Source organism: Gimesia chilikensis (assembly GCF_007744075.1).
Lineage (GTDB): Bacteria > Planctomycetota > Planctomycetia > Planctomycetales > Planctomycetaceae > Gimesia > Gimesia chilikensis_A.
Window position 1 is genome coordinate 1,842,106 of the sequence record NZ_CP036266.1, and the last position, 25,096, is coordinate 1,867,201.

Genomic DNA, 25,096 nt, shown 5'->3' on the forward strand with positions numbered 1-25,096 from the left:
GTATTGGGATGATTAACTGAGACCTAAATCATTTTCCCCGTAGTGACTTTTGGAGCTGGAAGTGTACAGAATTGAAAATGTGAATGATGTTTATAAAGGTGCTCTCTGTCTGCGAAACAAAAGATTTTTTTGACGACTGAGAGCGGGAATGGTAAATTATTGACTGCTACAGCAAGCGTTCTTATTTCATTTCTCTTTGATTGGTCGCGCTGAAAAAACAGGAGTTGCCTACGGAACATCAATCAATCCAGTAACAGGGCGATCGCCTTTCTGCAGTTCGTTCGCCCGCTAAAGGAGTTTTTATGAACAGAAAACAGACAAGCCTTGTGGTCGATGGTGCATTAGAAGAGATTTCCGCACTTGAATATATTCTGCTTGGCGACTTATTGGATTTACTGGATGAAGCAGATGGCGATGCCGCCGCCTGGAAATGGATCTCGAAAGTGCTCGACACGCTTTTGTCCGCGATGCCTCGCGAATTCGAGTTGCAGGACGAAGGTGGCTACCTGGAAGAGGTACTGGAAGAACAGCCGAACTGGCAGGGACAGGTCAGAGACCTTTACCGGGAACGCTGTGAGCTTCTGCTGAAGCTGAATCAGCTGCGGACCCGGATGCGTGATTCACAGCCGCTGCAGAAAATGCAACAGATTGCCAGTGAATTGCGCGATGAACTACGCGACTGGATTACCAGCTATATCGCTCACCAGCGACACGAACGCCGAATTGTGCAAGACGCGTTCAACAGCGATTTCGGTGTCGGCGATTGAGTAAGGGACCGCTATTCTGCATTTTCCTCAAGTAATTTGCAGGACGAAGAGCGTTGCCAGGATAACGACAGGCAGGAACAGAGCTCCGGCGATGGCGATCCCCATACCGGAGTATCGTTCCGGTGTCAGACGTATGTCGCGCACCGCCAGCCCAGCGCAGACGATGCTCAGAAAGCCGATGATAGCAAACCATGCGTACGTGAATGACTCTCCGCGTGGAGCCAGCGGAGTGAAGACCAGCAGCAATCCTGCGACAGGCAGGAGCAAGGCGGTCATCGCAAGCGGGTGACGTCTGCACTGCGTGGATAGTAGTGGTAAATCTGCAGCAGCTGATGATTCATCTCTGTCTCGGTAGGCAGTGGGATCATCCAGTTCGGCAATAATAGCGCTGATGTCCTGTTTGTCTGGTTGATCACCTGTGCGATCCCAGGCCATTTCCAGAACCTGGGCTTCGACTTCATCACATATATTGCGGCGTTCAGAACGCGAGATACCAGTTTCCACCAGTACCTGTTCGATTGCGTCCAGATACTCATCCAGTGGGCTGCGAACTTCATCGGTCAGCTTGGACTGTGTGTGATTCATTCCGGTTCTCCTTCCGCTAATTGACTGACGGCGTTTCCCATTAACTTCCACTGACTCAGCATTTCCTGTAAACGTTTCTGACCAGTTGCCGTGAGTTTGTAATAACGGCGGGGTGGTCCTGAGGGAGAGGGGGCCGCACGGACACTGACAAACTTTTCGCGTTTCAAGCGGGCCAGGAGCGGATAGACGGTCGATTCGGTGAGTGCCAGTCCTTCAATGTGGTTAATCCGCTGCAGCAACTCGTAACCGTAGGCTTCTCCCTGGCGGAGCGCTGCCAGCACTGTCAGTTCCGTGACCCCTTTCCGTAACTGGCTCATCCAACTCTGCATGCTGATTCTTCCTGAACAGGACTACCTTCTAATCAGGTATATCATAATGCGATGTAGTGCATTGTCAAGAATTATTATGAACGGAACTGGAAAAGTGAGTTGAGAGCATGAGGTGAGCGGAATTCAGTTAACCGAAATCATAGACGAAGACTTCGATTCCGGCGGCGCAGAGGGTGTGCTGAATCAGGGGTTCGATCTGATTCCACTTGCCGCCGGCCAGGCCGCAGCCGATGCGGGGCATGTGGACGGAGGCGGAGAGTTCTCCCGCTTTGTCGGCGACTGTCGCCAGGCACTGTTCAATGGCTGGATAGCGGACCGGGGGACCTTTACTGCCGGTCTTCATGCCGCGCTGACCGATCATATTAGCGATCCAGATGTATTTCTCGACGTTCACAAACTGCACTTCGCCCAGGCCGAAACTATTCTTGGCGCGTTCACGGTGCCACAGGCGGTATTCGGCTTCGGGTTCCGGCCAGCGTTTGCTGATCGCCAGTACGAAGCCTTTGCCCCAGCCGCCCAGATCATTGCAGACGTGCGCAATGATCTTGTTGCCCTTCGATTGCGGCTGGGTGGCATCTCCCTGCAGGTAATTGATTTCGGTCACGGTTTCGATTTCTGGTCACAGATGGTGCCGGGCAGGTCGATGTTATACTTTTTGAGCAGTTTCGCGTATTCTCCGCTCTGACAGAGTTTCTGCAGGCCGGCGTTGAAGGCATCCCGCACGGAGGGTTCTTCGAAGTTGGCTTTGAAGTAAGTGGTTTCCGAGAAGATGGCATGGTATTCGACTTCTTCCAGCTTGTGGCCGGTGGCCTGACTGATGGCGTTGAAGATCGCCTTGTCGATGACGATGACAGCGGCTTTGTCTTCCCAGAACTGTTTAACCTGCTGACCCTGGTCGGCGACTTCGACGTAGTTCTTGCGCTGCGGAGAATCTGGAGAGAACAGCTTTTCGAATTCCGGCCCGAGTTCGCGGTACGCATCCTGCCAGGTGAGAACCTTGTGATCGGCCAGATCGGCGACCTTTTCGATTTTGAGCTTCGCTGATTTTTTGGTGATGGCGGCGTTGATGAAGTCGATGAAATTATCGGAGTAGAAAATGCCTTCCACGTCTTTGAACTGCTGTACGCCCAAAGCGAGATCGGCCTGATCTTCGGCGACCGCGGCCTGCAGTTTCGCATAAGGCATCTGAATGAAGTTGAGCTTGTAGTCGGGCAGGGCCCGGGTGGCGATATCGACCTCGATGCCTGTTGTGGCGTTCTGCATCACGTAAGGAGCGATGTCCGTACTGATGGCAACATTCAACTGCTGTTTTTCCGAGCCCGCATCGGGTTCGGGGATAATTTCTGTCTCGGCGGTAATCCCGGGCTCTTCCTGCTGGGGCGCAGGCGTTGATTTTTGACAGGCGGTCAGGCACATCGCGAGCAGCATCAGACCAGCGGCAGTAGACAGTCGGCATCCATTCATCTTTGTTTCTCCTGAGTGAAGGGGGATTTTGCTGGAGTATAATGCGTGCCTGTCGGGGGTTCAACAGGTTAATCTTACTCAGCAGGGGAGAACTTTTTCCAGTATTGCTGGATTGCTTCCTCTGCAGCATCAAGATAATGCTCTCCCATATACTTCAGAAACAGATACACGGCTGCCGACTGTTTCTGATTGAGCTGCTGAAAGCGTTCCGGGTCATTCTCTTTTGAATCTGGTTCATGCTTTGAGCGGTTCAGCATACAAAAGGTATAAACCGTCCATTCGGAGGCGATGGAATCGCTGTTCTCGTAGTTTTTCAGTGTCCAGATCATGTAGGCCGGGATGTAATATCGCCAGCTTTGCGGGTCAAGAAAAGGCAGGGCACTCGAACACTCTTCGATCCATGTTTCCGGAATATCTTCCCAGCAGTTATCAGTGTCCAGACTGCGGGCCTGCTCTGCTTCTTCCTCAGAACCATAATTGTCCCATACATCCGCTTCATGGAGCGTGATCTCTCCCCGAGGTACTCCATGAAAGGCTGCTGTAATTTCTTCGATGATGGCTACTCTTTCCTCATCTGGTAAGCGCCAGATATGCTCATCTAGTGCCCAGCCCCCTTCTGCCCAGCTGTTTCGTCCAAACTTTTCTGGGTTCAATAGGAAGGCACGGGAGCGATTTACCCAGTGTTGTACGTTCTGGTTTTTGCTCTGCTCTCCCTGACTCAGTAACTCATCGATCTGGTTGCGCGAAATAGATTTCCCGTTGGTAGTGAAGTACGAACCAACGAGTAGATACAGACAGCTCACAAAGAAATCACTCTGAGGGCAGTCTTCCTCGACCAGCGATAAGATCAGGTCTGCATACTTCGCTTGTGCTACCTCCATGTCCCAGTCTTGATGAACCCATTCAGTATTAGGATCTTTTTTAGCCCAGGCCCGTATCCGTATGTTTTCGGGAGTGGCATCTATCTCTGCTTCCTCTTCAGGATTTGACATTGTTTCATCCTTCCCTTAATGCATCAGGCATTCTAGCAGAAAAATGTTCCGTTGGACTTATCTGTCTCAAATCTGTTCGCCCAGAAAGACGGGTTCGCGGTGGTAGCCGGTCATGACCTGGTAATAGTGTGAGGCGGGTTGCAGGAGCAGGTAGACAGAGGGCTGTTCCCGCTGGTCGTGGATCAGGACGCCCTGGAGGCCTTCGCGGATCAGAAACCAGACACCCCGCTCAAGTCCGAAGTTCGCCAGGATTTCGACCGGCTCCGGGTGATACTGGGCCCAGGCACCCGACTGGAGCGTGGCGACATCGCACCACCAGGCGAGGGGCGCGCTGCTGTTGCGCTGACGATTGCCCCAGGGGAGGATCTGCAGTTCCCCCTGATAAAAGACGGGGAGCAGTGGCTGGCGGTGTCGTTGCAGGAACAGGATTTCCTTGTCGGCGGTTTCCGAACGCTGAATGACACGTTCTTCCAGTTGAAAGCGACGGATCAGTTTACGGGGGATTTCACGCCAGGCCAGGGTGATTGCAGTACACATCAGAAGCACATCTTTCCTGAAATGTCACAGATGTCATAGTTGTGAGTCGTGTCGTGGTAGATTTCATGCAGGGGCAGTGTTTCGGCACTGCGGATCGCGAAGCGGCCCAGTTTCTGGTTGATGTTGCGTTTGATCTGATCCAGAGGGCTCTGGGCGTCTTCGAAGAAGAGCGATTTTTGAATCCGGTCCCGCCAGACCAGATTTTCGGCGATGATATGCATGTGACTGACGAGGTGCTCTCGCGGGGCGGCGGCCAGCATGGGCATTACGGCGTCATAAATGGTGCGAAAGGATGCGGAGGGGACGGCCAGCGGCGTGCGTCCGAGCCAGAGCGCGGTCTTGTTGGCGTCGATCTGCAGGCTGATGTGCCGGGCGTAGACACGGTGATGGTCGAGGGCTTCAATCAGTCGTTCAATATTCCGCACGGCCCAGGCGCGGATCCGTTCGGGATCGCTGGTCTTGCCGCCACAGGAACCGCCGCGGGCAATTGCTTTGTGGGGAGGCCGACTGGTCTGGATCGGTGTGACAGAGTCGCCGCGGAGTTCCCACCAGAGGGCTTCACCTTTGATGGTCAGCAGATCGCGGATCAGCAGGCGGTCTGCCTGACGGAAATCCCAGCAGGTGTGAATGTTGCGGTCCTGCAGTTTGCGTTCGCTCCGCCGGCCGATGCCACAGAGTTCGCCGACCGGCTGCGAACGCAGGAAGGCTTCGCAGTTCTCCCTGTCGACGATGCGCACGCCGAACGGTTTGGCGGCATCGCTGCCCAGTTTGGCCAGAGCCCGTGAAGGGGCAATGCCGATAGAAACGGGGACGCCCACTTCATCCTGGACGAGCGTCTGCAGGGCCCGGGTGGCTTCCTGCAGGGGGAGTTGAAAGTAGCGCTGAAGTTCGCCGGCGTCGAAAAACATTTCGTCGATGCTGTAGTATTCGACGCGGGGACTGACCATTTTGAGCAGTTCCAGCAGGCGACGGGAGATGACTTCGTACCAGCGGAAATCCCGTTTGACAAAGACGGCGTGAGGACAGAGTTTCTTGGCTTCCCAGATGGGGTGCCCGGTCTTAACGCCGTAGGATTTGAGTTCATAACTCTTGGCGATGACGCAGGCTCCCTGGTTGCCCAGGACGCCACAGGGGACGCCGCGCAGTGTGTAAGATCTTACTCTTTCACAGCTTACGTAGAAACAGTCCGAGTCAATATGTCCAATCAAAGTCGTGCCCATGCGGGCATGGTATCAGAGCTTTCATGGAATACTACTGAACAGTATTTCGGATTTGCCAGGCCGGGGCTGGGGTTCAGCTATGATGGGATTCAAAGGTTTCCGCAGACGCCAGATCCCAGAGTTTGCTGTAAACGGGGTAAGGGCAGCCCTCAAGCAACTCCCCTGGTTTGAGGAAGTCGAAGGCTTCGTAGTAGGAGAGGACTTCGGTCCGTTTCGGGCGGAGATAGATGTGCCAGGGGCGTAATTCATTGGGATGGTCCAGGCCGGCAGCCGCGATGACTTCGGTCAGGGCTTCCATCGTATTGTGATGGAAATTGTAGGCACGTTCGCTCTTATCCGGTACAACGAGTGCCCGCTGGCGTCCCTTGTCCTGGGTGGCGACGCCGACCGGACATTCGTTGGTGTGACAGGCCTGTGCCTGAATACAGCCGACGGACATCATGAAACCGCGGGCGGAGTTGCACCAGTCAGCACCGATGGCCAGGCAGCGGGCCAGTGTGAAAGCGGAACTGACTTTGCCAGCGGCAGCGATTTTGATTTTGTCGCGGAGATTGCAGCCGACGAGAGCATTGTGCACGAAGATCAGCCCGGTTTTTAAGGGCATACCCATGTTGTCGGAAAATTCTAATGGGGCGGCCCCGGTCCCCCCTTCGCCACCATCGACGGTGATAAAGTCGGGCAGGATACCGGTTTGCATCATGGCCTTGCAGATGGCGAGGAATTCACTGGGATGTCCGATACAGAGTTTGAAGCCGACCGGCTTTCCTCCGGAGAGTTCCCTTAACTGAGCAATGTATTCACACAGACCGATGGGCGTTGAATAAGTGGAGTGTCCGGGAGGCGAGATGCAGTCTTGCCCCATGGGGACTTTTCGGGTCGAGGCGATCTCGGGGGTGATTTTGGCAGCGGGGAGCACGCCCCCGTGACCGGGTTTGGCACCCTGCGAGATTTTAATCTCAATCATTTTGATGGTTTCATGAGCCGCCTGCTCCTGGAACAGATCGGGATTAAAGGTGCCGTCATGGTTTCGGCAGCCGAAGTATCCGGTTCCGATCTGCCAGACGAGGTCGCCGCCCGGTTTCAGGTGATATGGGCTTACGCCCCCTTCGCCGGTACAGTGATAGAAGTTCCCTTTTTTGGCGCCCGTGTTCAGAGCCATAATTGCATTGGCGGAAAGGGCGCCGAAGCTCATGGCAGAGATATTCAGAATCGAGCAGGAGTAAGGCTGCTTACACTCCGGTCCACCGACGGTCGTGCGAAACAGTTCTTTGGAACGGGGACGCGGGGCCATGGAGTGGTTGAGCCACTCGTATTCATCGCCGTAGACATCGAGCTCGGTACCGAATGGTTTGAGACCATCGATGTTTTTGGAGCGTTCGTAAATCAGGGAGCGATCATCGTTGTTGAAAGGACGGCCATCGATATTGCTTTCGATAAAGTACTGATGGATTTCCGGTCGGATCATTTCAAACAGGAACCGCAGGTGAGCCATGATCGGATAGTTGCGGGTGATGCTGTGTCGGGTCTGGACCAGGTCCCAGACTCCCAGCAGGGAGAGGGGCGCCAGAACGAGCAGCGGCCAGAAAAACCAGTCATCAACGGCGAGGCCGAGAATAAAAAACAGCAGAGTCAGCAGCACAGCCAGGATGAAAGCCGAGTATCTCATGTGATTGACCAGTCAGAAACGAGAACAGTGGTGTCGAAATTATTATAAATGCAACCCGCGGCTGATCTAGGGAGAGTCCCCGTTCAGGATGGGTTGATCCTGGTCTACTCCCCGGGTTAACAGGAAATCAACAATCAGGTGCAGCTCATCAGAGCTGATGGAACTGGCGAACGCCGGCATGTTATGACCACCGTTGTTAATGCGAATGATCAAATCGTCGCGGGTGAGCAGCTTGCCGATTTCGGTGAGCTCGGGACCACGATGACCGCCGTATCCACTGATGTCGTGACAGTACAGACAGCCTTTGATATGCATCAGCTTTGCACCTTCCATCAGTGGTCCCTGATCGGTACCGACTACGGAAGCCGGTAATTCCTTCACGCCGAAATCGGGTGACCAGGGCTTTTTGTATCCGTAAATGGTAAGTACCAGAAAAGCCACAGAACCGAAGATCACGGTTCCCCCGGCCCAGGGACGTTTGGAAGGTGCCCGGTGTCCCTTGTTGGAGATCATGGGCAGGAAGAACAGTCCCAGGAAGCCGAGGATCGGCACACCGAGAATGACCCAGGTTTCCAGTTTCGGGGGCAGAAGCGAGAGCACGGCGAAGTACCAGAGGAAGTACCAGTCGGGGAGTGGGTTCGCGTTGATACTGCTCGGGTTTGGTGGCGGATCGAGTGTCGGCGGACCGAGAAACAGGGAGCAGCCCAGGATAATACCCACGATGATGGTGGAGAAGATCATGTCCCGCCACATGGCGTCCGGCCAGAACGGAACTCCGGTTTTGTGGATGCGTTCTTCGTACTTCTCTTTATAGGTCTCCGGATCGACCGGATCGTTGGCATCAGGCATTTCGGAGATGCCGTGCCGCATGATCAGCAGCATGTGCAGGCCGATGCCCGCGAAAATAAGCGCCGGCATGATAAACACGTGCATGGCGAAGAAGCGGGTAATGGTCGAGCCGCCGACGGTTTCCCCACCCATGATGAAGTGTGCAATTGTAGGACCGATGATGGGAGTTCTACCCGCCATTTCTGCAGCCACGGTGACGGACCAGACCCCGTTGGCGTCCCAGCGGAGCAACTGTCCGGTGAAGGCCATGCCCAGCACGACAAACAGCAAGACCACGCCGCTCATCCAGTTCATTTCCCGGGGATACTTGTAGGTGGCGTGCATATAGACCTGGATCATATGAATGACGGCCAGCATGACCATCGCGGAGGCACCGTAATAGTGCATGCCGCGCAAGAGGTTGCCCAGGGGAGCGGTGTTGGTGATATAGACGAGGCTTTCGTAAGTTTTTTCACCACCGGGAACATAGGCCATCGCCAGGCAGACCCCGGTGAAGACCTGCACCATGAATGCGCAGAGCGTTGCACTCCCGAAGATATACCACCAGCGGGCACTATCAGGGACCAGATGCACCATGAGCGGCACAATGTAATCGGAATACCCGATTCGATTGTCGATCCAGTTCCAGGTTCGCATCAGAGGATTCTTGCTCATTCAGCCGGCTACTCGCTTTTCAAAGGTGATTTCAAGTAATTTTGGTCAGCGTCAATGGTGTCGGCCCGGATTCAATTTCGACCTGACCATTATTGATGCGAACATTCAGTCGCTGCAGTGGCTCTGGTGGCGGACCAGCGGCGACGGTCCCGTCTTCGTAATACACGCCTCCGTGACAGGGGCACATAAACAGCCGGGGATCATCGACCCATCTGACGGGACAACCCAGGTGCCGACAGTTAATCGAAAAGGCGATGAACTCGGTTTCACTGGCGCGGCGGATCCAGGCACCCTCTTTGGCTGTGATGCCTGCCCAGGGGACGGAAGAACTGTCTTCATACTGTACCAGCACAAAACCGCCGACTTTGAAGTCTTCCAGCTTGCCGACTTTCCGCCATTTCTGTTTGGGTTTACGAAACACCGGAGCGAGTACAAAGCCAATGCCGGGCAAAGCGATGATGACCCCGATGACTGCAGAGAGGGCAATCGACAGCCGGGCCAGAAAGGTTCTGCGCTGTTGTTGCTGACAGCAGGGTGTTTCGGTTGTGGGCTGATCGCTGTTCAAGGTGTTTTACTCCATGTAGTGCGGATCTCATGCATCCAGGCCCAGATGGCGCCGAACATCATCAGGCCTCCGATCAGGGACATACTCCAGTGAGTGAGAATTCCCCAGAAGGCAAACATGATTCCCATGGACAACGCGGCAGGGGCATAGGTCGGTCGCAGTTCCGGTTCTTCTGTTTCGGTCTCTGTTTCCGCGGTTGTAGTCTCGTTCATCGATGTGCCTCCCTCAAGGAGCCTGTTGTGTCAGGTGCCGCCATGGGTTCCATGTCTGCGTACCAGCGTCTGAGTGTGACCATGATGGCAGTGACATAGAGCGAGCAGGGGGGAACCCACATCAGCAGGCCACCCAGTTTCTGGTCGGTGGCAGGTGTCAGTCCCTGGTCGTAGAGCATGTTCAGAATTCCGATGCGATCGACGGGGTTGGCGAAGGCCGGACAGACCGAAATGACGGTAAACGTGATATAGATTCCCAGGAGCGTACATCCCAGGCAGGCTGAGAACAGGTACAGGACAGCCTGAGCCGAGGGGAGATGAAAGCGTTTAATGGGAGAGAAGATGGGCCACCAGAATGCCAGACCGGCCAGCAGAAAAGTGGCGTCGCGGACAATTCCCAGTGAGTAACTCTCGGTTGAAGCACTGCAGAACGAGGGGATGTGCCAGAACCACATCACCCCCAGACCACTGAGCCAGCCCAGAAAAGGTACCGCAAGCACATGACCGATGCGGTTGAGCAGCGGATTCTGAAACAGGGTTTCCATCGCAGAGGAGGGCGGGCTGAGCAGGAGCAGCAGTGGAACAATCAGCAGCAGGGCCAGATGCTGGATGACATGTGCGCTGAACAGGTAACCGTCAGAAAGCACGCCGATCGGAGAGACGTAGGCCAAGGCCAGCGTGAGCTGAGCCAGGGCAAAGCAGGCGATCTGTTTGCCTGACTGTCCGCGCAGACAGACGAGGTAAAGGCCGGTCAGGGCCAGCACCAGTAGCCAGATCGGCGAGTTCCATTTCCATAATTCGCTTGTCAGATCGAAGTATGAACTCATTGGAGAAGTCCCAGATAAATAATTCCAAAGACGGCAATCCAGACGACATCGACGAAATGCCAATAGACGCCGACGGCGGCAAACACGTTTGATTTCCGGGCCGTCAGGCTGCCTTTCAGGCCCAGGATCAGCATCACGATCAGGGCGATCACACCCGCGGTTACGTGGATTCCATGAAAGCCGGTGACGGTGAAAAATGTGGCTGAAAACAGGTCGGTATTGATGGTGATGTTATCCATCAGGAGCCCCGTGTATTCCCAGGCCTGACCACAGAGGAAGATGATGCCCAGCAGAATCGTCAGTCCCAGGGAGATATTGAATGCTTTCTGCATCCCTCGTTTGAGAAACCGCTCTGCAATCCAGAAGGTGACACTGCTGGAAATCAGGAACAGGCTGAAGATTCCCGTTCGCTTGACGTTCAGGACGGCAGAGGTGACTTCCTCTTCCGCACTGCGGGTATTGAAGACCACATAGGCGACCAGCAGCAGCAGGAAGAAGACCGCTTCCGAAGCGATAAACGCCCAGGCGGCGATCTTGGGAAGATTGCCGCGGCGGCCTTTGTCCTCGGGAGTGGTTTCTACTTTCCAGTCTGCACTTTCGGGATGATTCAGATCCCAGACGGGACGCCGGCTTTTAATTTCGGGAACTGTTTCGAAGTTCTCTGTGGGCGGAGGGGAAGTGGTCGCCCATTCGAGGGTAAAGGCATCCCAGGGATTGTCGCCGGCGATTTTACCGCGCTTGAGACTCACGGCGATATTCCAGAGTAATACCAGCGTACCGACGGCCATGAAGACGGCTCCCAGGGAAGCGACGCCATTCAGCAGTGCCCAGCCGGGATTGTCTGCATAGGTATAAACACGGCGGGGCATGCCCATCATGCCCAGGAAGTGCTGAACCATGAAGGTCATGTTGAACCCGATGACCCAGAGCCAGAACTGAGTGAGCCCCAGTCGCTCGTTGAGCATCCGGCCGGTCATTTTGGGGAACCAGTAATAGGTGGCAGAGAACAGGGCGAACACGAGGCCGCCGATGAGTACATAATGAAAGTGTGCGACGACGAAGTAGGTGTCAGTGAGCTGCCAGTCGATGGGGACCGCAGCGAACATGATGCCGGTCAATCCTCCGATCACAAACTGCAGCAGAAACGCGACAGCAAAGTGCAGGGATGTATTAAAATTGATTTCCCCGCCCCAGAGGGTGGCTGTCCAGTTAAAGACTTTAATACCGGTGGGGATCGCGATGAGCAGCGAACCGACGGCAAAAAAGATGTCAGCATACATGCCCAGGCCGACAGCAAACATGTGGTGCGCCCAGACCCCGTACCCGAGGAGGACGATGGCGACTGAGGAAGCAGCGACGAAGGTGTAACCATAGATGGGTTTGCGGGAGAAGACGGGGATGACTTCGCTGATCATACCGAAGCCGGGCAGAATCAGAATGTAGACTTCAGGGTGTCCGAAGATCCAGAAGTAATGCTGCCAGAGGACTGCGGAGCCCCCGCGACTGGGATCGAAAAAGGCGGAGCCAAGCCAGCGATCGATGAGCAGCATGGCCAGGGCTGAGTTCAGTGCCGGCAGTGCGAGGATAATCAGAATCACCTGCATGAGCATCATCCAGACAAACAGCGGGACCCGCTGCAGGCTCATGCCGGGCGCACGGAGGCTGATAATCGTGGCGAAGATGTTGATCGCCCCCGAAACGGAGCCGATCCCCATGAGTAGCAGGCCGATGATCCAGTAGTCAACTCCCTGCAGAGAGCTGTAAGCTTTGGTGGAGAGGGGAACGTAGTTGAACCAGCCAGCGTTAGGGGCAGAACCCGTCAGAAAGCTGAAGTGCAGCAGTGCCGCCCCGAAGAAAAAGATCCAGAAGCCGAATGAGTTCAGGCGTGGAAAGGCGACATCGCGGGCACCGATCATCAGGGGCACAAAATAATTGGCAAACCCCGTCAGTACAGGCATACCCACCAGGAAAACCATGGTGGTGCCATGCATCGTGAATAACTGGTTGAACATTTTCGGCCCAAGAAACGTATTATTGGGCAGCGCAAGCTGAATCCGCATCAACAGGGCTTCGAAACCGCCGATTCCCAGGTAGAACACGGCAGTCATGATGTACATGATGCCGATTTTTTTATGATCCAGCGTACTGACCCAGTCGAGCAGCCGCGTGTAGTTCGCGGGGGACTCGAGGCTGGTATAGTCGGCTTGTTCAACAGATCCTGTCGTCACTTGAGTGTCTCCAGGTAGGCTACGAGTTGTTTAAGATTCTTTTCACTGAGCTTGAAGTTGGGCATTTTACAACCGGGTTTGACCGCCTGGGGGTTTTTGAGCCAGAGGGTCAGGTTCTCAGTGGAGTTGGTCAGAACGCCTGAACCAATTTCGCTGCGCGTCGCAAAATGAGTCAGGTCGGGGCCGATCATGGCCTGGGCTGAGGTGCCTGCGATCTTATGACACCGCGGACACGTTGCTTTGAAAAAGTATTCTCGACCAGCCGTGGCCAGGGGAGAGATCAGCGTTGTCGCTTCGGGTTTCTTTTGTTGTCCGGCGATCCACTTCTGGTACTCTTCTTCGGTTTCACCGATGACTAAGAAGTTCATCCAGGCATGCTGGGCACCACAGTATTCGGAGCAGCGGCCCTGATAAGTGCCCGGCTTGCTGGCCTGCAGCCAGAGGTAGTTGTCTCGTCCGGGGATGGCGTCAATCTTAGGGCCCAGCTGTGGGACCCAGAAGCTGTGGATCACGTCATCCGAGTTGATGCGGATGCGAAATTTCCGTTTGGGATCGGCGGGGATGTGAATTTCATTCGCGGAGATCACACCCGCTTTGGGGTACTCGACCTCCCACCACCACTGGTGTCCGGTGATAATCAGTTCGACATCCTGAACTTCCTCGGCGTTGTCTGCGCTCTGTGGTTTCACATCGGGTATGGCGTTGAGGGTGATGACCAGGTTCGCACTAATGGCAACCAGCCAGAGTACAATGATAACCGGTCCGATGACCCAGGCGATTTCTGCTTTCTCACTGCCAAAATTCTGATCGGGAAGTGTCTGGCGGCGGCGGCCTTTCGAAATGGCAATCAGGATCAGCCCAGTCACGATCGCAAAGATGACGGCACTGATCAATAAGACTTGAAGAAACAAGTTGTTGATTGCCTCTGCCTGTGGCGACGCGGGGTCAAGAACAGGAATCACAGAGTTCATAAACAATGCCTGGAATCTGATATGCTAAAGATGTCTGCTGCGTGATGAGGAGCGGCTAAGTCAGGTTGATGACTTAGTATAGTTCAATAGTGTGATTAATGAATGCGAATTGATCAATTTCTATTCTGAAAAAAAACGGAACTGCGGCCAAATCAAAGCTGGTGGAACCCAGACGGGCTATCTTATCCCAAGTGAAACAGGCAATGTTTAACGTTTCTTTATTTTTCTCTCCATCGTAATGAATACACGGTCGACTTTAACGTATCAGAGTTTTCGCAGGTTAGATTTCCCAGCGCTGTTAAAGATTCGCGGGTTCAATGAATGCAGATGCGATGATGTTTGAAAGTTGCACCAGTCGCCAGGGAGCACGCGAGCGGATTGCCGTCGTGAGTAGAACAGCAAAGCCGTCACGACGACGATCCATCCAGACCATGGTCCCTGTCGCGCCGGTATGTCCAAAGACGCTGCGGTCGAGCAGGTTGCCCCAACTGCCACTTTGCCCCGGATGATTCAATCTCCAGCCCAGCCCCCACGGTTGGGAGCGGCGGATTGATTCGGGCAGATCGGGATAGTCATCCAGGCGGTTAGTCGTGGCCATCTCGACCATGGAGCGGGAGAGCAGTTGCGTTCCCTGGACTTCACCATAATTGAGCATGCACTGACAGATGACCGCCATATCTGCGGGAGAAGCGAACATGCCTCCCCAGGGGACACCGAGGTCCTGCCAGTATTTACTGTTCCAGCCGAAATGAGAACCTGCCTGGTACTCGGGCGTTTCGACGCGTACGAGTCGCTCACGGGGAAAATCCCCCCGTCCGAGCCAGGTGCTGTTGAGGCCCAGAGGTTTGATAATTTCATCGCGAACGTGCTGGGCGATCGTTTTGCGCGTGAGTCTCTGCACAATTTCAGCCACGATTAACGTGCCCATGCTCTGGTAGCTGAGTCCGGTGCCCGCAGGCTGGAACAGGGGAACCGTGTCATAGATGGCCCCGTTGATAAATTTATCCAGGGGGGCCAGTGACTGGCGAAGTTCCACATTGTTCGAGAGCATATCAGGCATGCCCGAAGTGTGTGTGAACAGGTGGTGGACCAGGATTGATTCCTTGTGGTGTGCTGCAAAATCGGGGATGTAATGCGTGACTGGATTGGAGAGAACCAGCTGGCCACGTTCGACGAGACGCAAGGCACTCATATAAACAATGGGTTTGGTAATCGATGCGAGCAGAAACATTCCGTCCTGGCGAATTGGTTCTGCTTTTCTTTCCGGACCCTGTTTGCCGAAGAAGACTGGTTCGACCATTTTTCCATGGCGGCCGACGACAATGGCAGCGCCGGGAATATCGCCGGCGTCCGTCCATTCTGTCAGCAGTTGATGCGCCAGTTTGAGCCGTTCCGGATCCAGGTTCAGTTCCCGGGGTTCGGCGGTGGGGAGTGCAGTCATCAGCAGGTTCCTCTGAAAGCAGGGGGCGGGATTGACTCGAGCCAGCCAGTTCACGATGATCGATAGAAGAGCCAGCGTCAAGTGAGAGAGGGGGCTGACTGCTCTGAAGGCTCGCAATCTGATGAATTCACTTACTGAGGTTGACTGAACGATGAACCGGTGTCTGTCTATATTGTGTCTATGTTGTATGCTGTTCTGGAACCTCACTGTGCAGGCCGCAGAATTACCGGACAAGGATGGCACGGTCACCATCGCAACACAGGAATGGCCGTTTCAGCCGGGGCCGCGTGAAGTCAAAGTCTACATTTACTATCCCGGTAAAAGTCTGCAGCAGGTGAATAAAGAGACGGGGCTGATTCTCAACCTGCATAACTGGGGTGGAACGAATACTTCGGGAGCAGGCAATCCGAGTGTGCTGACTAAAGAACTCAATGTGATTACGATCTCCGTGGACTATCTGCAGAGCGGTTCGTGGAAAGACCAGTCGGGAGCTCCTTACGATTTCGGTTATCTGCAGGCCATCGATGCGCTGCGGGCGCTGGCGTTTGTATTTCAGGGATTACAGGAGAAACAGATTCCGTTCAACGACAAGCGGATCTATGCGACCGGGGGATCGGGGGGCGGAAACGTTACCCTGATGTGTAATAAATTCGCACCGCATACGTTTACCGGCGTGGTTGATATCTGTGGCATGCCCCGGTTGAGTGATGACATCGCATACAATCTCCCCGGCGGGAGCAGCCTGAATGCCCGCTACAGTAAAGATCCCCATTCTCCCGACTACCTGACCCCCGGCGGCCAGGAGATTCGTTATCTGGGTAATCCGCATCATCTGAAACTGATGAAGGCCCGGGGACATGAAACGAAGATTCTGATCATCCATGGCAGCGGGGATACCACTTGCCCCTATGCAGACGCGCGGGACATGTTTCAGAATATGAAAGCAGCCGGCCTGGACGTTTCCGCGAAGTTTGTGACGGAGAACGATCTGGATGGCAAGATTTTCAAATCGATCGGGCATTCACTCGGTGATCGCACGCAGATGATTGTGCAACTGGGAGGAGAGTTTATCATCCCGGGACGACCGCAATATCGATTACGAAGTTCACCCACCGACATTGAGCTGAAACAGGATGTCGTCTATCCCACGTCCGACGGTCGCTACGTGATTTCCTGGCAGAAGGGGATTCCTGAAGTTCGCTTCGAAGCCCAGTAGGTTCTCACCGTTGATCTGATCCCGAAATGATCAGCCCGGTTCCCCCGGTTTGAAATCGATCAGGGCTTTGGGAGGCAGAGCCACGCGCAGGGCATTCAACACCGCCAGAACGTCAATCACCTCCTGACTGATCGCACCAGCGACCGGGGGGAGATAACCGGCGGCTGCCAGTAACATGCCCAGCATGCTCAACGCCATGCCGCCGATCGCACTCTGCAGGGCGATGCGACGCATACGACGGCTGATATGCAGGAATTCGTCAATCTTCTGCAGCGAACTGTCCATCACAATCACATCGGCGGCTTCCGTGGTGACATCGCTGTTCTGCCCGAAAGCGACGCCCACAGTCGCAGCGACGAGTGCGGGGGCGTCGTTGATGCCATCCCCCACGAAGATGGTATTCGCCTGGGCTGTTTCCTGGTTGACGATTTCCAGTTTCTGCTCGGGGCTCTGGCTGAAATAGACCTCTTGAATTCCGACCTGTTCGGCCAGATAGCGGACTTCTGATTCCCGGTCTCCAGAGACCAGCATGGTCCTGCCAAAGTGATGTTTGGGGGAAAGGTGATTGATAAAGGAGAGGCCATCGGTGCGGGGCGTATCCCGAAACCGATAGAGCCCTGCATATTGATTGTCGATCAGAATCACGCATTCCAGCCCGCCGACCTGCTCGGGGAGCTGTGATTCCAGGTCGGGGTATTGGTGCAGCAGTTTTTTGCGACTGGTGATCTCGACACTATGGCCATTGACCGTGCCTTTGAGGCCCTGTCCGGGAGGCTCGCTGATTTCGGTCGCTTCATGCACGACGGCCCGGGCCTCCTGCATGGCATCCAGGATAGCCTGGGAGAGCGGGTGTTTGGAAAAACGCTCGATACTGCCCACCAGGGAGAGGACTTCATCCGCATTCATGTTAGGCGCATAGATTTGTTCGGTGAGTTGCGGTTCGCCGTAGGTCAATGTGCCCGTTTTATCGAAGATGATCGTCCGACAGGTGTCTGCGGTTTCGAGGGATGTTGGATCACGGACAATAATTGCCCGGCGTGCTGCCAGGGAGATTGAGCCGATAATCGCGACCGGAATGGCAATCAGCAGCGGACAGGGAGTGGCAACGACCATCACTGCCAGGAAGCGGACCGGATCGCCGGTCAACACCCAGGCTACGATGCCGATCAGAACCGCCAGCGGCGTGTACCAGGCTCCCAGTCGATCTGCCAGTCGTCGCATCCGGGGACGGTGCTGTTCGGATGCCTGCATGACCTCCATGATTTTGGCATACCGCGAATCGATGGCCCGTTTCTCTGCGCGAACAATCAGGGCCGCTTCTCCATTGATGGCCCCAGAGAGGACCTGGGAACCCGGCGTCTTGGACATCATGTAGGGTTCCCCGGTGAGGTAAGATTCATCCATGACGCCGTGCCCTTCGAGCACGGTTCCGTCGATGGGACAGGTCTCATGGGGGAAGATCACGATCATATCGTTGATCTGAATCTGATCGAGAGCGATGTCGTCGATGCGGGAATCGGTTTTGCGATGTGCGATGGACGGCATGCGGCGGCTGAGAGCCTGAAGGACGGACGAGGCACTACGGACCGCGTAGGCTTCGAGGGCCTCACCTCCCGAGAGCATCAGCACCACCAGGGAACCGGCCAAATACTCTCCCAGAATGACTGACACCACGATCGAGATTCCGGCCAGCAGGTCAGATCCGAATTCGCGATGGACCATTTTGACCAGCAGGCCCCAGACCAGGGGCGTGCCTCCCAGCAGCAGGACCGACCAGAGAGGGATGTTCTGAGTTGTTTCCGGAACATCCCAGCCATAGCGCAAACAGAGATAGACCACGATCATCAGAATCGTGAACAGCGCGATAACGGTTTCCAGCGATTTCCAGAGTGATGAACTCGAAGAGGCAGAGGGGGAGTCTGACACAGAGGACCCTTTGATCTGTAATGAAGAATGCCCGCACAGCTCGGCGGATGTTGTGCTGCCAGTCAACTTGCATTATAGCAGCTCAGTGCGAGGCGGTCCTCTGAGTATCAGGGAAAAGTACGCGGGAAAGTCGAGGTTGAGGCAAAACTGTTGATATTCAGGCGATGACCATTTGTGCGATCAGTCCAAAGACAAAGCCGAGGACGGCGCCCAGGGAAGGTGCCCAGCGGCGTTCGAGTTTAGCCTGGGGGGCTATATCCTGAAATGTCAGATACAGAATGCCACCGGCGGCGAAGAGCATGATCAGGCCAACCATTCGCGGAAAGAGTGCCAACAGATAGTATCCGATTAATCCCGAGATGGGGCCGAGCAGAACCAGTAGACAGAAGCCGGGCAGAATGTATTTTTTCGTCATGGTGGTAGTACTGTTGAGTTCGCGAAAGGCGTTAAAGCCTTCGGGCAGATTCTGCAGTCCGATGAGGATCGCCAGCAGCAGTCCGACGGATTCTCCATTGGTCGCGAAGGAAGCCCCCAATGCGAGGGATTCGGGAACAAAGTCGAGCAGCATCGCGATTAACTGAGAGGCTGAGTTTTTGTGAGTCGCCAGGATGCGGTCGACGATCATGAAGCAAACGCCGCCAAATAAAATCGCCGACGCTGCGATCAGAGGGGGCTGCTCGGCAATGCCCTCCGGAACCAGAACCAGGGCGACAGCCGCCAGCAGGACGCCTCCACCGAAGGCGATGATGGAGTGTCGAAATTCGACTTCCAGCCAGCGGGGATGAATCCGTTCGATCAGCGCGAGGAATCCCCCGATGGGAATCGTGATCCCGGCCAGGGTCGTTAATACAATTACTTCCAGTACGCCGCTCAAGGGCAGTCCTCGTGATGACAGTTCCGTGAAATGTGGAGAGAATCAGTTGATTAGATCAGGTGACGGGCACACGGTTGGCGTCTGATCTATCAGCTATAGACTATACGGTTTCAAGATTGTAAATCAACCAGATCATCTACAGGAGGCAAGATCTGCCTTTGTGATGTGCAGACAAAAAACAGCCCGACTTCTCAGCCGGGCTGTCGAATTTAATTCACAATGCTACATCAGCCTTATTCAGGCAGCCGTCCTGATTCTACTTTGGGGAAGGGGCCGGTACAGGCTTTCATGAAGGCGACCAGGTCTTTTTTGTCCTGGGCCGACAGGTTCAGTTTTTTGACCTTGTCACTCAACCAGGGGTTAGGTGTGCCCCCTTTGTTGTAGTGTTCCACGACTTCTTCCAGTGTCTCCAGCGATCCATCATGCATGTAAGGAGCACTTTGTTCGACGTTGCGAATCGTGGGAGTTTTGAAGGCACCTTTGTCTTTTTCCTGTTTGGTGACTTCGTAGCGACCGAGGTCCGGTTTATCTGCATCCATGCCGACGCCCAGGTTGTGGTATTTTTCATCGGCCAGGTTCGGACCCAGGTGACAGGCGGCGCAGTTGACTTCTTCGCTGAAGAACAGTTTCATCCCGCGTTTGGCACTGTCTGACATGGGATGTTTTTTCGTCATCGCCAGGGCCGCTTCGTACTCTTCCTTGAAGTCTTCCAGATCTTCCTTATCGAGTTTGAGGAACGGTTTGAGCTGTTCCTGATAATCGAAGGGAGTCGGTCCGGTCACCACGGCACGTTCGAAAGCCGCGATTGCTTTACCGACATTGTCAATGTTGACGCCGTCTTTGAAGATTTTCTTGAACTGCATCTGGTAGCCGGGGATCTTCTTGATTGTTTTGACGGCGGTCTCGTGTGTGTTACCCATTTCGATCGGGTTAGCAATTGGACCGACTGCCTGTTCTTCCAAAGTGGCGGCGCGTCCATCCCAGAACTGAGGACCGCTGAGAATTCGGTTGTAGCTGATGGGCGAGTTACGGCCCCCTTCCTGATCCCGGATACCGACGCCGAACTGTGTGTGCCGGCCCCAGCCTTCATCGGGATGATGACAGCTGGCACAGCTGATGGTTCCATCAGCGGAGAGACGGGGATCGAAGTAGAGCTGGCGACCCAGTTCAACTTTGGCGCGGGTCAAAGGGTTTTCGGTGAGGCCCTGAATTTGAGCCTGACCGGCACTGAGTCCCAGGGGGAGGGTGACTTCCAGCACCTGGTGGTTTTCCGGATTGTCGAGCCATTCCTGGATTTCGGCTTTGGTTAATGGTCCTTTGCCGGGAATTCCCAAGGTGAGTTCATCTGTACCCAACTGCACTTTGTTTGATTTTTTTTCGGCAGCCTGTGCTGTTCCCGTCTGTGTGCAGGTCAGTCCTGCCAGCAGGGCAGTCGCCATGCTGATTTTAAGCAGGAGCGGGTAGCTTCGGTGTTCCGATACGTTCATTCGAGTCTCTTCCTTTCCGGGGGCATCCCGGTGATTTAAGTATAACCAGTAAAACGAAAGGGGCTGTTAAGGTATCTCGACGGCATCCTGATCATGACGCAGTCGGTGATTGAGACAGTAATATTGGTTGAGGAATGTTTCAGGTGGGAAAACACTTTTACTTCATATATCAAATTGTACGCATGCATGCAGGGGTTTTCAATTTGGAACCTGTCGCACGCGAGGGGTTTTGTGGAATTGATTTTTTTCTGAAAGTCATTTCAGTTCAACTGACTTCTGCTGGGCTCGTCTGCAACAGTACCATTTCCCGGTATTTGCCATCGGTTTCCATGAGCGTCTCGTGCGTGCCGGTTTCGATGATGCGTCCCCCCTCAAAGACGACGATTCGATTCGCGTGGGTAATCGTGCTCAGGCGGTGGGCGATCACAAAACAGGTGCGATTTTGCATCAATGTGGCGAGACTGTCCTGAATCAGGCGTTCGCTTTCTGTATCCAGGTTACTGGTCGCTTCATCAAGAATTAACAGACGGGGATCCGCCAGAATTGCACGCGCGATGGCCAGACGCTGTCGTTGTCCGCCGCTCAGTTTGACACCCCGCTCACCAATGAGGGTCTGATAACCTTGTGGCAGTTGCCGGATAAATTCATCGGCATTCGCGACTTCAGCAGCCCGTTGAATTTCTGATAATTCTGCGTGTCGATTCCCGTAACCGATATTTTCAGCGACGGAACCATCAAACAGAAAGACATCCTGTTCAACGACGCCGATCAGGTGCCGGTAGCTTTCTACATCGAGGTCTTTCAGATCCTGGCCATCGAGCTGCACCTGGCCCGATGTTGGATCGTAAAATCGGGCGACCAGATTACAGAAGGTGGTTTTGCCCGCCCCACTGGGACCCACCAGTGCGATGGTTTCTCCGGGGGCGATATCAATCGAGATTTCCTCCAGGGCATATTGCAGTGAGCCGGGATATTGAAAATTCACATCCTGGAAAGTGACGCGGCCTTCCACCTCGCCCCGGCTGATTTTTCTGGCGGTGGCCGATTCCATTTCGCGGGGCTCGGCGAGTAGATCGAGTACGCGATCCAGTCCAGAGAGGCTGTTTTGAAACTGGGCGGCACTCTGCGCAAGCATGGCCAGCGGACCGAGCAACATCAGCAGGTAGGCCAGAAACATCACCAGGTCACCCAGCGTGAGTTCTCCCTGTAAAACCTGCCACCCGCCGTAGAGGAGCAGGCAGGCCGAAGCGATCGGGATCAGGGTTTCCCAGACAATTTCAATCAGTCGCGACCACCACCAGGCGTAAAGTTCCTGTCGACCCATCAGGTGGTTGCCGCGCAGCACACGTGTGGTTTCAGAGCGCTGCCGACCGAAGGCACGCACGACGCGCATGCCACCAAATGATTCGGTTGCCAGAGCATCGACGGCGACGCGTTGCTGACGGACCTTGCGGTGTTGCGGACGAATCCGACTGATCCAGGTACGATGTGTGAGGTAGACCAGCGGCACCAGAAACAGTGCGCCCAGTAACAGACGCCAGTCGACCCAGGCTAGAATGATTAAGCTGCCGAGTAACTGGATGATGGCGCGACAGGGATTGTAAAGCATGCCGAAGACCAGTTCGCCGACACTGCCGGCATCCTCGCGGAGAATGCTGGTTGCACCACCTGATTTAAGTTCCTGAACGCGGTGCAGGGGGAGGCGGACGGCGTGCGCAAAGACGAGTTTGCGGACCTTCATTTGAATCAACTTGGTGATGCGGGTTGCATGCCAGCGTCCCCAGATCTGCAGCGCGATACGCACCATCGAAATCAAAATCACACCCACAGTGATTGTGACCAGCAGAGGCCAGGGTTTATGTGGGACCCACGCGGGGAGATCAACGGGCAGCGGTTTCTGATCGAGGACATAGTCAACCACGAACTTTGTAGCCGCGGGCGGGATTAAGGCGAGCAGAGTTGCAATTGTCAGTGTGCCTAATGACAACAGTACGGAGGCACGGTAGTTTTTCAGCAGTCCCAGAAAGCTACGGACCAGCTCCCAGGAGGAACGGTCCCGGTTGGACGCCTGTTTCTGCTGGGCCTTGATCTGGGTTTCACGAAATTCCGTTTTATATTCTTCGAACTGCTGGCGACTGGTACGCGAATGTGTAGTCATGAATGCTCTTTAAGGGAAACGATCGCTGGAACGAAATCGCATTTCCGGAGAGGGTAGTCGAGTGATAATTGCGGGTATCTATTATTATAGAGAGTTTTGACTGGGAACAAGCCATTATTCCAGTAGATTCGCGTACACCTGGATATGGAAAGGCTCGAATTCAGTCGGACGGGGAGGAACTGGCGGGTGGAGAAGTGTAGAGTCGATAGAAAGTTATTTCCCGACCTGCAGCAGATCAGTGTCTGATCTGCGACAGGACGGGCGTGAGAACAGAAGCAGAGTCAATTAGCCTTTTTAGGTTTGTCATCGGTCAGCGGGAAATCGATGGTGTTGGGTTTGTCTGGTTCGACTTTGACCACAAGACCGGAGTTTTCGAGATCACCGTACCATTCTGGAATGACAGACACGGGACCGGCATTACCGTTGACGGCGTCTTCCGGGAGGCCGGAACCCCCTTCGCTGGTCATGGCGGTGATCATGACTTTGTATTCGCCGGGGATCACGCCATCCGATTCATCGAAGGTTCCCATGAAATAGTTGCCATCGCGGTCGATATTACCCTGCGCGGGGGGACCGCCACCGACGGGAATAAAGACCAGCGAGCCGATATGCAGCGGCTCTCCATTATAACTGACGCTGCCTGTGACCTTAGAGCGAGCCGGATGACCGTCTCCACAGCCCCAGACTGAGATCAGCAGGACTAACATAATAGCTTGAACGAAACGATCACGAAATTCTCTAAATGTAAAAGGAATGTGTCGGGAGATCATCTGAAATACCCTGGTAGTAAAGTGAGGTGTGGTAGGGATTGATTGAAGCCAATTCAGGTCAAGGTAAATCTCTCCCGGAAAGAACAGCTGCTCTTTCCGGGAGAAAACCATTTCAGGTGTTTAGATCACCATTCACCCAGAACTTCGCCTTTGGCTCTGGTGCCGAGTCCTTTGAACAGTGCGAGATCGATGTTCTCACTGATGAAGTGGACGGAGCCGTCACCCATCAGGAAGTGTGCTCCACCAACGTGGTAGCTGGTGTAAGGAGTGTGGTTGGTACCAAAACTTCCACGGTAGTTAATGGGGAACTGGATGTTTTTACTGTCCAGCGTGAGACGTCTAGTGTCGGTGTACCAGTACATGCCCCAGGTCCAGGGTTGAATTCCGCCCCAGCCGGCTTTCATTGAAGCTGACCAGCCGTAAGAAGAGGACGATTCCCCCAGCAGAATTGTGTTGGTTGTTCCGTCAATGACATCACGGAATCTGGTTTTGCTCTGTGGGAAAATCAGACCGGTATTGGCCCAGCGGTAGTTATTGGCATCCGAAGGGTTGGTGACATCTTCAACACGACCGGCACAGGCGCGATAGTGCAGCGCTCCATGACTCACAATCCAGGGAAGGGTTGAATTCACGATATCGGGTGATCGATTGCCCAAGGCAGATGAAGGGCAGGCGAAAACGGGAATGGGTCCCCAGATTTCATTCCGGCCATTATGCGGTGCGGTATCGATCCGCCAGGGAGCGAGTTCACTGATCGGGTTGGGGGAGAAGGCTTCCATGGCGTGCAGCCGGGTCGCCTCGTCAATGTAGGGGAAAATTTTGGGAGCCCAACCCATATGATAGCCACCGCCCGGATAGGTGGGAGTGGGATGGCTGCCATTGGGTAAACAGCCAAAGGTGTCGTGGTAGTTGTGGAAGGCCAATCCCAGTTGCTTGAGATTGTTTTTGCACTGAGATCTGCGAGCCGCTTCCCGTGCCTGCTGAACAGCTGGTAAGAGCAAGGCAATCAAAATGGCGATAATTGCGATGACGACCAGTAGTTCAATTAATGTGAATGCTTTGCGTCTTAAGTGGGTGCCCATGTTCATTTCCTTTAAAAAATATGATAAACGGAAATCGATTGATTGAGCGGCTGAATGTATTTAAGAGCGCGAGATAAAGGAGAGTTATTTAAGTAAATATCACTAATTAATAATAATTGAGTTAGTCTATGTGTCAATCTTTTTTTCCGTATCCGAGGTGAACAGACCGTGGGGCCCGGGGCATTTTTCAGGATGTATTGCGGAAAACTGATCAGTTTGTACTAATGTATTTTTCCTTGGGAAGAAAAATCAGGATTTAGTGGGCATACGATCCGT

Annotated in this window: 23 protein-coding genes; 2 read left to right on the forward strand and 21 right to left on the reverse strand. The window is 54.3% G+C overall.

The window, feature by feature from the left end:
* Positions 1–302 precede the first annotated feature (302 nt).
* Positions 303–767 (forward strand): hypothetical protein, encoded by a 465-nt coding sequence (locus HG66A1_RS07055; protein WP_145181481.1) that lies wholly within the window; start codon positions 303–305, stop codon positions 765–767.
* Positions 768–794: 27 nt separating this feature from the next.
* On the opposite strand, the gene HG66A1_RS07060 is transcribed toward HG66A1_RS07055, so the two are convergent.
* From HG66A1_RS07060 to HG66A1_RS07130, 15 genes are all read right to left on the reverse strand, one after another.
* A complete protein-coding gene (locus HG66A1_RS07060; RefSeq protein WP_145181482.1) occupies positions 795–1,352 on the reverse strand; it encodes a hypothetical protein in 558 nt (185 codons plus the stop codon).
* Positions 1,349–1,681, reverse strand: a complete 333-nt coding sequence (locus HG66A1_RS07065; protein WP_145181483.1) for a PadR family transcriptional regulator — start codon at positions 1,679–1,681, stop codon at positions 1,349–1,351. Before HG66A1_RS07065 ends, HG66A1_RS07060 begins: the two co-directional genes overlap by 4 nt.
* A 127-nt stretch (positions 1,682–1,808) precedes the next feature.
* Positions 1,809–2,285: a macro domain-containing protein gene (locus HG66A1_RS07070; protein ID WP_145181484.1), complete on the reverse strand. Its 477-nt coding sequence runs from the start codon at positions 2,283–2,285 to the stop codon at positions 1,809–1,811.
* Positions 2,282–3,145, reverse strand: coding sequence for a substrate-binding periplasmic protein (locus tag HG66A1_RS07075; protein WP_145181485.1), 864 nt, complete (start codon positions 3,143–3,145; stop codon positions 2,282–2,284). Before HG66A1_RS07075 ends, HG66A1_RS07070 begins: the two co-directional genes overlap by 4 nt.
* A 74-nt stretch (positions 3,146–3,219) precedes the next feature.
* Complete coding sequence (locus tag HG66A1_RS07080; protein WP_145181486.1) at positions 3,220–4,137, reverse strand: DUF6714 family protein; 918 nt, start codon at positions 4,135–4,137, stop codon at positions 3,220–3,222.
* Positions 4,138–4,203: 66 nt separating this feature from the next.
* Complete coding sequence (locus HG66A1_RS07085) at positions 4,204–4,674, reverse strand: hypothetical protein (protein ID WP_145181487.1); 471 nt, start codon at positions 4,672–4,674, stop codon at positions 4,204–4,206.
* Positions 4,674–5,894 carry a DNA polymerase IV gene (locus HG66A1_RS07090; protein ID WP_197997017.1) on the reverse strand — a complete coding sequence of 407 codons (1,221 nt, stop codon included), beginning with the start codon at positions 5,892–5,894 and terminating at the stop codon, positions 4,674–4,676. The genes HG66A1_RS07085 and HG66A1_RS07090 overlap by 1 nt, the downstream gene beginning before the upstream one ends.
* Positions 5,895–5,967: 73 nt before the next feature.
* Positions 5,968–7,560, reverse strand: a complete 1,593-nt coding sequence (locus HG66A1_RS07095) for an FMN-binding glutamate synthase family protein (RefSeq protein ID WP_145181488.1) — start codon at positions 7,558–7,560, stop codon at positions 5,968–5,970.
* A gap of 66 nt (positions 7,561–7,626) precedes the next feature.
* The gene (locus HG66A1_RS07100; protein ID WP_145181489.1) at positions 7,627–9,063 is read right to left on the reverse strand and encodes a cytochrome b N-terminal domain-containing protein; all 1,437 of its coding nucleotides are present in this window, start codon (positions 9,061–9,063) and stop codon (positions 7,627–7,629) included.
* Between the two features lie 31 nt (positions 9,064–9,094).
* Positions 9,095–9,628 (reverse strand): ubiquinol-cytochrome c reductase iron-sulfur subunit, encoded by a 534-nt coding sequence (locus HG66A1_RS07105; RefSeq protein ID WP_145181490.1) that lies wholly within the window; start codon positions 9,626–9,628, stop codon positions 9,095–9,097.
* Positions 9,625–9,840, reverse strand: coding sequence for a hypothetical protein (locus HG66A1_RS07110; RefSeq protein ID WP_145038004.1), 216 nt, complete (start codon positions 9,838–9,840; stop codon positions 9,625–9,627). Before HG66A1_RS07110 ends, HG66A1_RS07105 begins: the two co-directional genes overlap by 4 nt.
* Positions 9,837–10,667 carry a cytochrome c oxidase assembly protein gene (locus HG66A1_RS07115; protein ID WP_145181491.1) on the reverse strand — a complete coding sequence of 277 codons (831 nt, stop codon included), beginning with the start codon at positions 10,665–10,667 and terminating at the stop codon, positions 9,837–9,839. Before HG66A1_RS07115 ends, HG66A1_RS07110 begins: the two co-directional genes overlap by 4 nt.
* Positions 10,664–12,895 (reverse strand): cytochrome c oxidase subunit I, encoded by a 2,232-nt coding sequence (gene ctaD / locus HG66A1_RS07120; protein WP_145181492.1) that lies wholly within the window; start codon positions 12,893–12,895, stop codon positions 10,664–10,666. Before ctaD ends, HG66A1_RS07115 begins: the two co-directional genes overlap by 4 nt.
* Positions 12,892–13,866, reverse strand: a complete 975-nt coding sequence (gene coxB, locus HG66A1_RS07125) for a cytochrome c oxidase subunit II (RefSeq protein WP_145181493.1) — start codon at positions 13,864–13,866, stop codon at positions 12,892–12,894. Before coxB ends, ctaD begins: the two co-directional genes overlap by 4 nt.
* 298 nt (positions 13,867–14,164) lie before the next feature.
* A complete protein-coding gene (locus HG66A1_RS07130) occupies positions 14,165–15,307 on the reverse strand; it encodes a serine hydrolase domain-containing protein (RefSeq protein WP_145439550.1) in 1,143 nt (380 codons plus the stop codon).
* Between the two features lie 208 nt (positions 15,308–15,515).
* Between HG66A1_RS07130 and HG66A1_RS07135 the strand changes: the two genes are divergently transcribed.
* The gene (locus HG66A1_RS07135; RefSeq protein ID WP_197997018.1) at positions 15,516–16,523 is read left to right on the forward strand and encodes an alpha/beta hydrolase family protein; all 1,008 of its coding nucleotides are present in this window, start codon (positions 15,516–15,518) and stop codon (positions 16,521–16,523) included.
* Positions 16,524–16,553: 30 nt separating this feature from the next.
* On the opposite strand, the gene HG66A1_RS07140 is transcribed toward HG66A1_RS07135, so the two are convergent.
* The 6 genes from HG66A1_RS07140 to HG66A1_RS07165 form a co-directional block, all read right to left on the reverse strand.
* On the reverse strand, positions 16,554–18,368 hold the full coding sequence (locus HG66A1_RS07140) for a heavy metal translocating P-type ATPase (RefSeq protein ID WP_145193721.1): 1,815 nt from the start codon (positions 18,366–18,368) through the stop codon (positions 16,554–16,556).
* A 238-nt stretch (positions 18,369–18,606) separates the two neighbouring features.
* Positions 18,607–19,323 carry a ZIP family metal transporter gene (locus HG66A1_RS07145; protein WP_145181496.1) on the reverse strand — a complete coding sequence of 239 codons (717 nt, stop codon included), beginning with the start codon at positions 19,321–19,323 and terminating at the stop codon, positions 18,607–18,609.
* A 233-nt stretch (positions 19,324–19,556) separates the two neighbouring features.
* Positions 19,557–20,810, reverse strand: coding sequence for a cytochrome-c peroxidase (locus HG66A1_RS07150; RefSeq protein ID WP_197997020.1), 1,254 nt, complete (start codon positions 20,808–20,810; stop codon positions 19,557–19,559).
* 265 nt (positions 20,811–21,075) lie between these two features.
* The gene (locus HG66A1_RS07155; RefSeq protein ID WP_145181497.1) at positions 21,076–22,968 is read right to left on the reverse strand and encodes an ABC transporter ATP-binding protein; all 1,893 of its coding nucleotides are present in this window, start codon (positions 22,966–22,968) and stop codon (positions 21,076–21,078) included.
* 281 nt (positions 22,969–23,249) lie between these two features.
* Positions 23,250–23,675 (reverse strand): hypothetical protein, encoded by a 426-nt coding sequence (locus tag HG66A1_RS07160; RefSeq protein ID WP_145181498.1) that lies wholly within the window; start codon positions 23,673–23,675, stop codon positions 23,250–23,252.
* 188 nt (positions 23,676–23,863) lie between these two features.
* Positions 23,864–24,820 carry a DUF1559 domain-containing protein gene (locus HG66A1_RS07165; protein WP_145181499.1) on the reverse strand — a complete coding sequence of 319 codons (957 nt, stop codon included), beginning with the start codon at positions 24,818–24,820 and terminating at the stop codon, positions 23,864–23,866.
* Positions 24,821–25,096: the final 276 nt, after the last annotated feature.

Excerpts from the sequence above, each read along its gene's own strand:
- HG66A1_RS07055 (WP_145181481.1), top strand. The coding sequence starts at position 303 with ATGAACAGAAAACAGACAAGCCTTGTGGTCGATGGTGCATTAGAAGAG.
- HG66A1_RS07060 (WP_145181482.1), bottom strand. The coding sequence starts at position 1,352 with ATGAATCACACACAGTCCAAGCTGACCGATGAAGTTCGCAGCCCACTG.
- HG66A1_RS07065 (WP_145181483.1), bottom strand. The coding sequence starts at position 1,681 with ATGCAGAGTTGGATGAGCCAGTTACGGAAAGGGGTCACGGAACTGACA.
- HG66A1_RS07075 (WP_145181485.1), bottom strand. The coding sequence starts at position 3,145 with ATGAATGGATGCCGACTGTCTACTGCCGCTGGTCTGATGCTGCTCGCG.
- HG66A1_RS07080 (WP_145181486.1), bottom strand. The coding sequence starts at position 4,137 with ATGTCAAATCCTGAAGAGGAAGCAGAGATAGATGCCACTCCCGAAAAC.
- HG66A1_RS07085 (WP_145181487.1), bottom strand. The coding sequence starts at position 4,674 with ATGTGTACTGCAATCACCCTGGCCTGGCGTGAAATCCCCCGTAAACTG.
- HG66A1_RS07090 (WP_197997017.1), bottom strand. The coding sequence starts at position 5,894 with ATGGGCACGACTTTGATTGGACATATTGACTCGGACTGTTTCTACGTA.
- HG66A1_RS07095 (WP_145181488.1), bottom strand. The coding sequence starts at position 7,560 with ATGAGATACTCGGCTTTCATCCTGGCTGTGCTGCTGACTCTGCTGTTT.
- HG66A1_RS07100 (WP_145181489.1), bottom strand. The coding sequence starts at position 9,063 with ATGAGCAAGAATCCTCTGATGCGAACCTGGAACTGGATCGACAATCGA.
- HG66A1_RS07110 (WP_145038004.1), bottom strand. The coding sequence starts at position 9,840 with ATGAACGAGACTACAACCGCGGAAACAGAGACCGAAACAGAAGAACCG.
- HG66A1_RS07115 (WP_145181491.1), bottom strand. The coding sequence starts at position 10,667 with ATGAGTTCATACTTCGATCTGACAAGCGAATTATGGAAATGGAACTCG.
- coxB (WP_145181493.1), bottom strand. The coding sequence starts at position 13,866 with ATGAACTCTGTGATTCCTGTTCTTGACCCCGCGTCGCCACAGGCAGAG.
- HG66A1_RS07130 (WP_145439550.1), bottom strand. The coding sequence starts at position 15,307 with ATGACTGCACTCCCCACCGCCGAACCCCGGGAACTGAACCTGGATCCG.
- HG66A1_RS07140 (WP_145193721.1), bottom strand. The coding sequence starts at position 18,368 with ATGATCGTGGTCTATCTCTGTTTGCGCTATGGCTGGGATGTTCCGGAA.
- HG66A1_RS07150 (WP_197997020.1), bottom strand. The coding sequence starts at position 20,810 with ATGAACGTATCGGAACACCGAAGCTACCCGCTCCTGCTTAAAATCAGC.
- HG66A1_RS07155 (WP_145181497.1), bottom strand. The coding sequence starts at position 22,968 with ATGACTACACATTCGCGTACCAGTCGCCAGCAGTTCGAAGAATATAAA.
- HG66A1_RS07160 (WP_145181498.1), bottom strand. The coding sequence starts at position 23,675 with ATGTTAGTCCTGCTGATCTCAGTCTGGGGCTGTGGAGACGGTCATCCG.
- HG66A1_RS07165 (WP_145181499.1), bottom strand. The coding sequence starts at position 24,820 with ATGGGCACCCACTTAAGACGCAAAGCATTCACATTAATTGAACTACTG.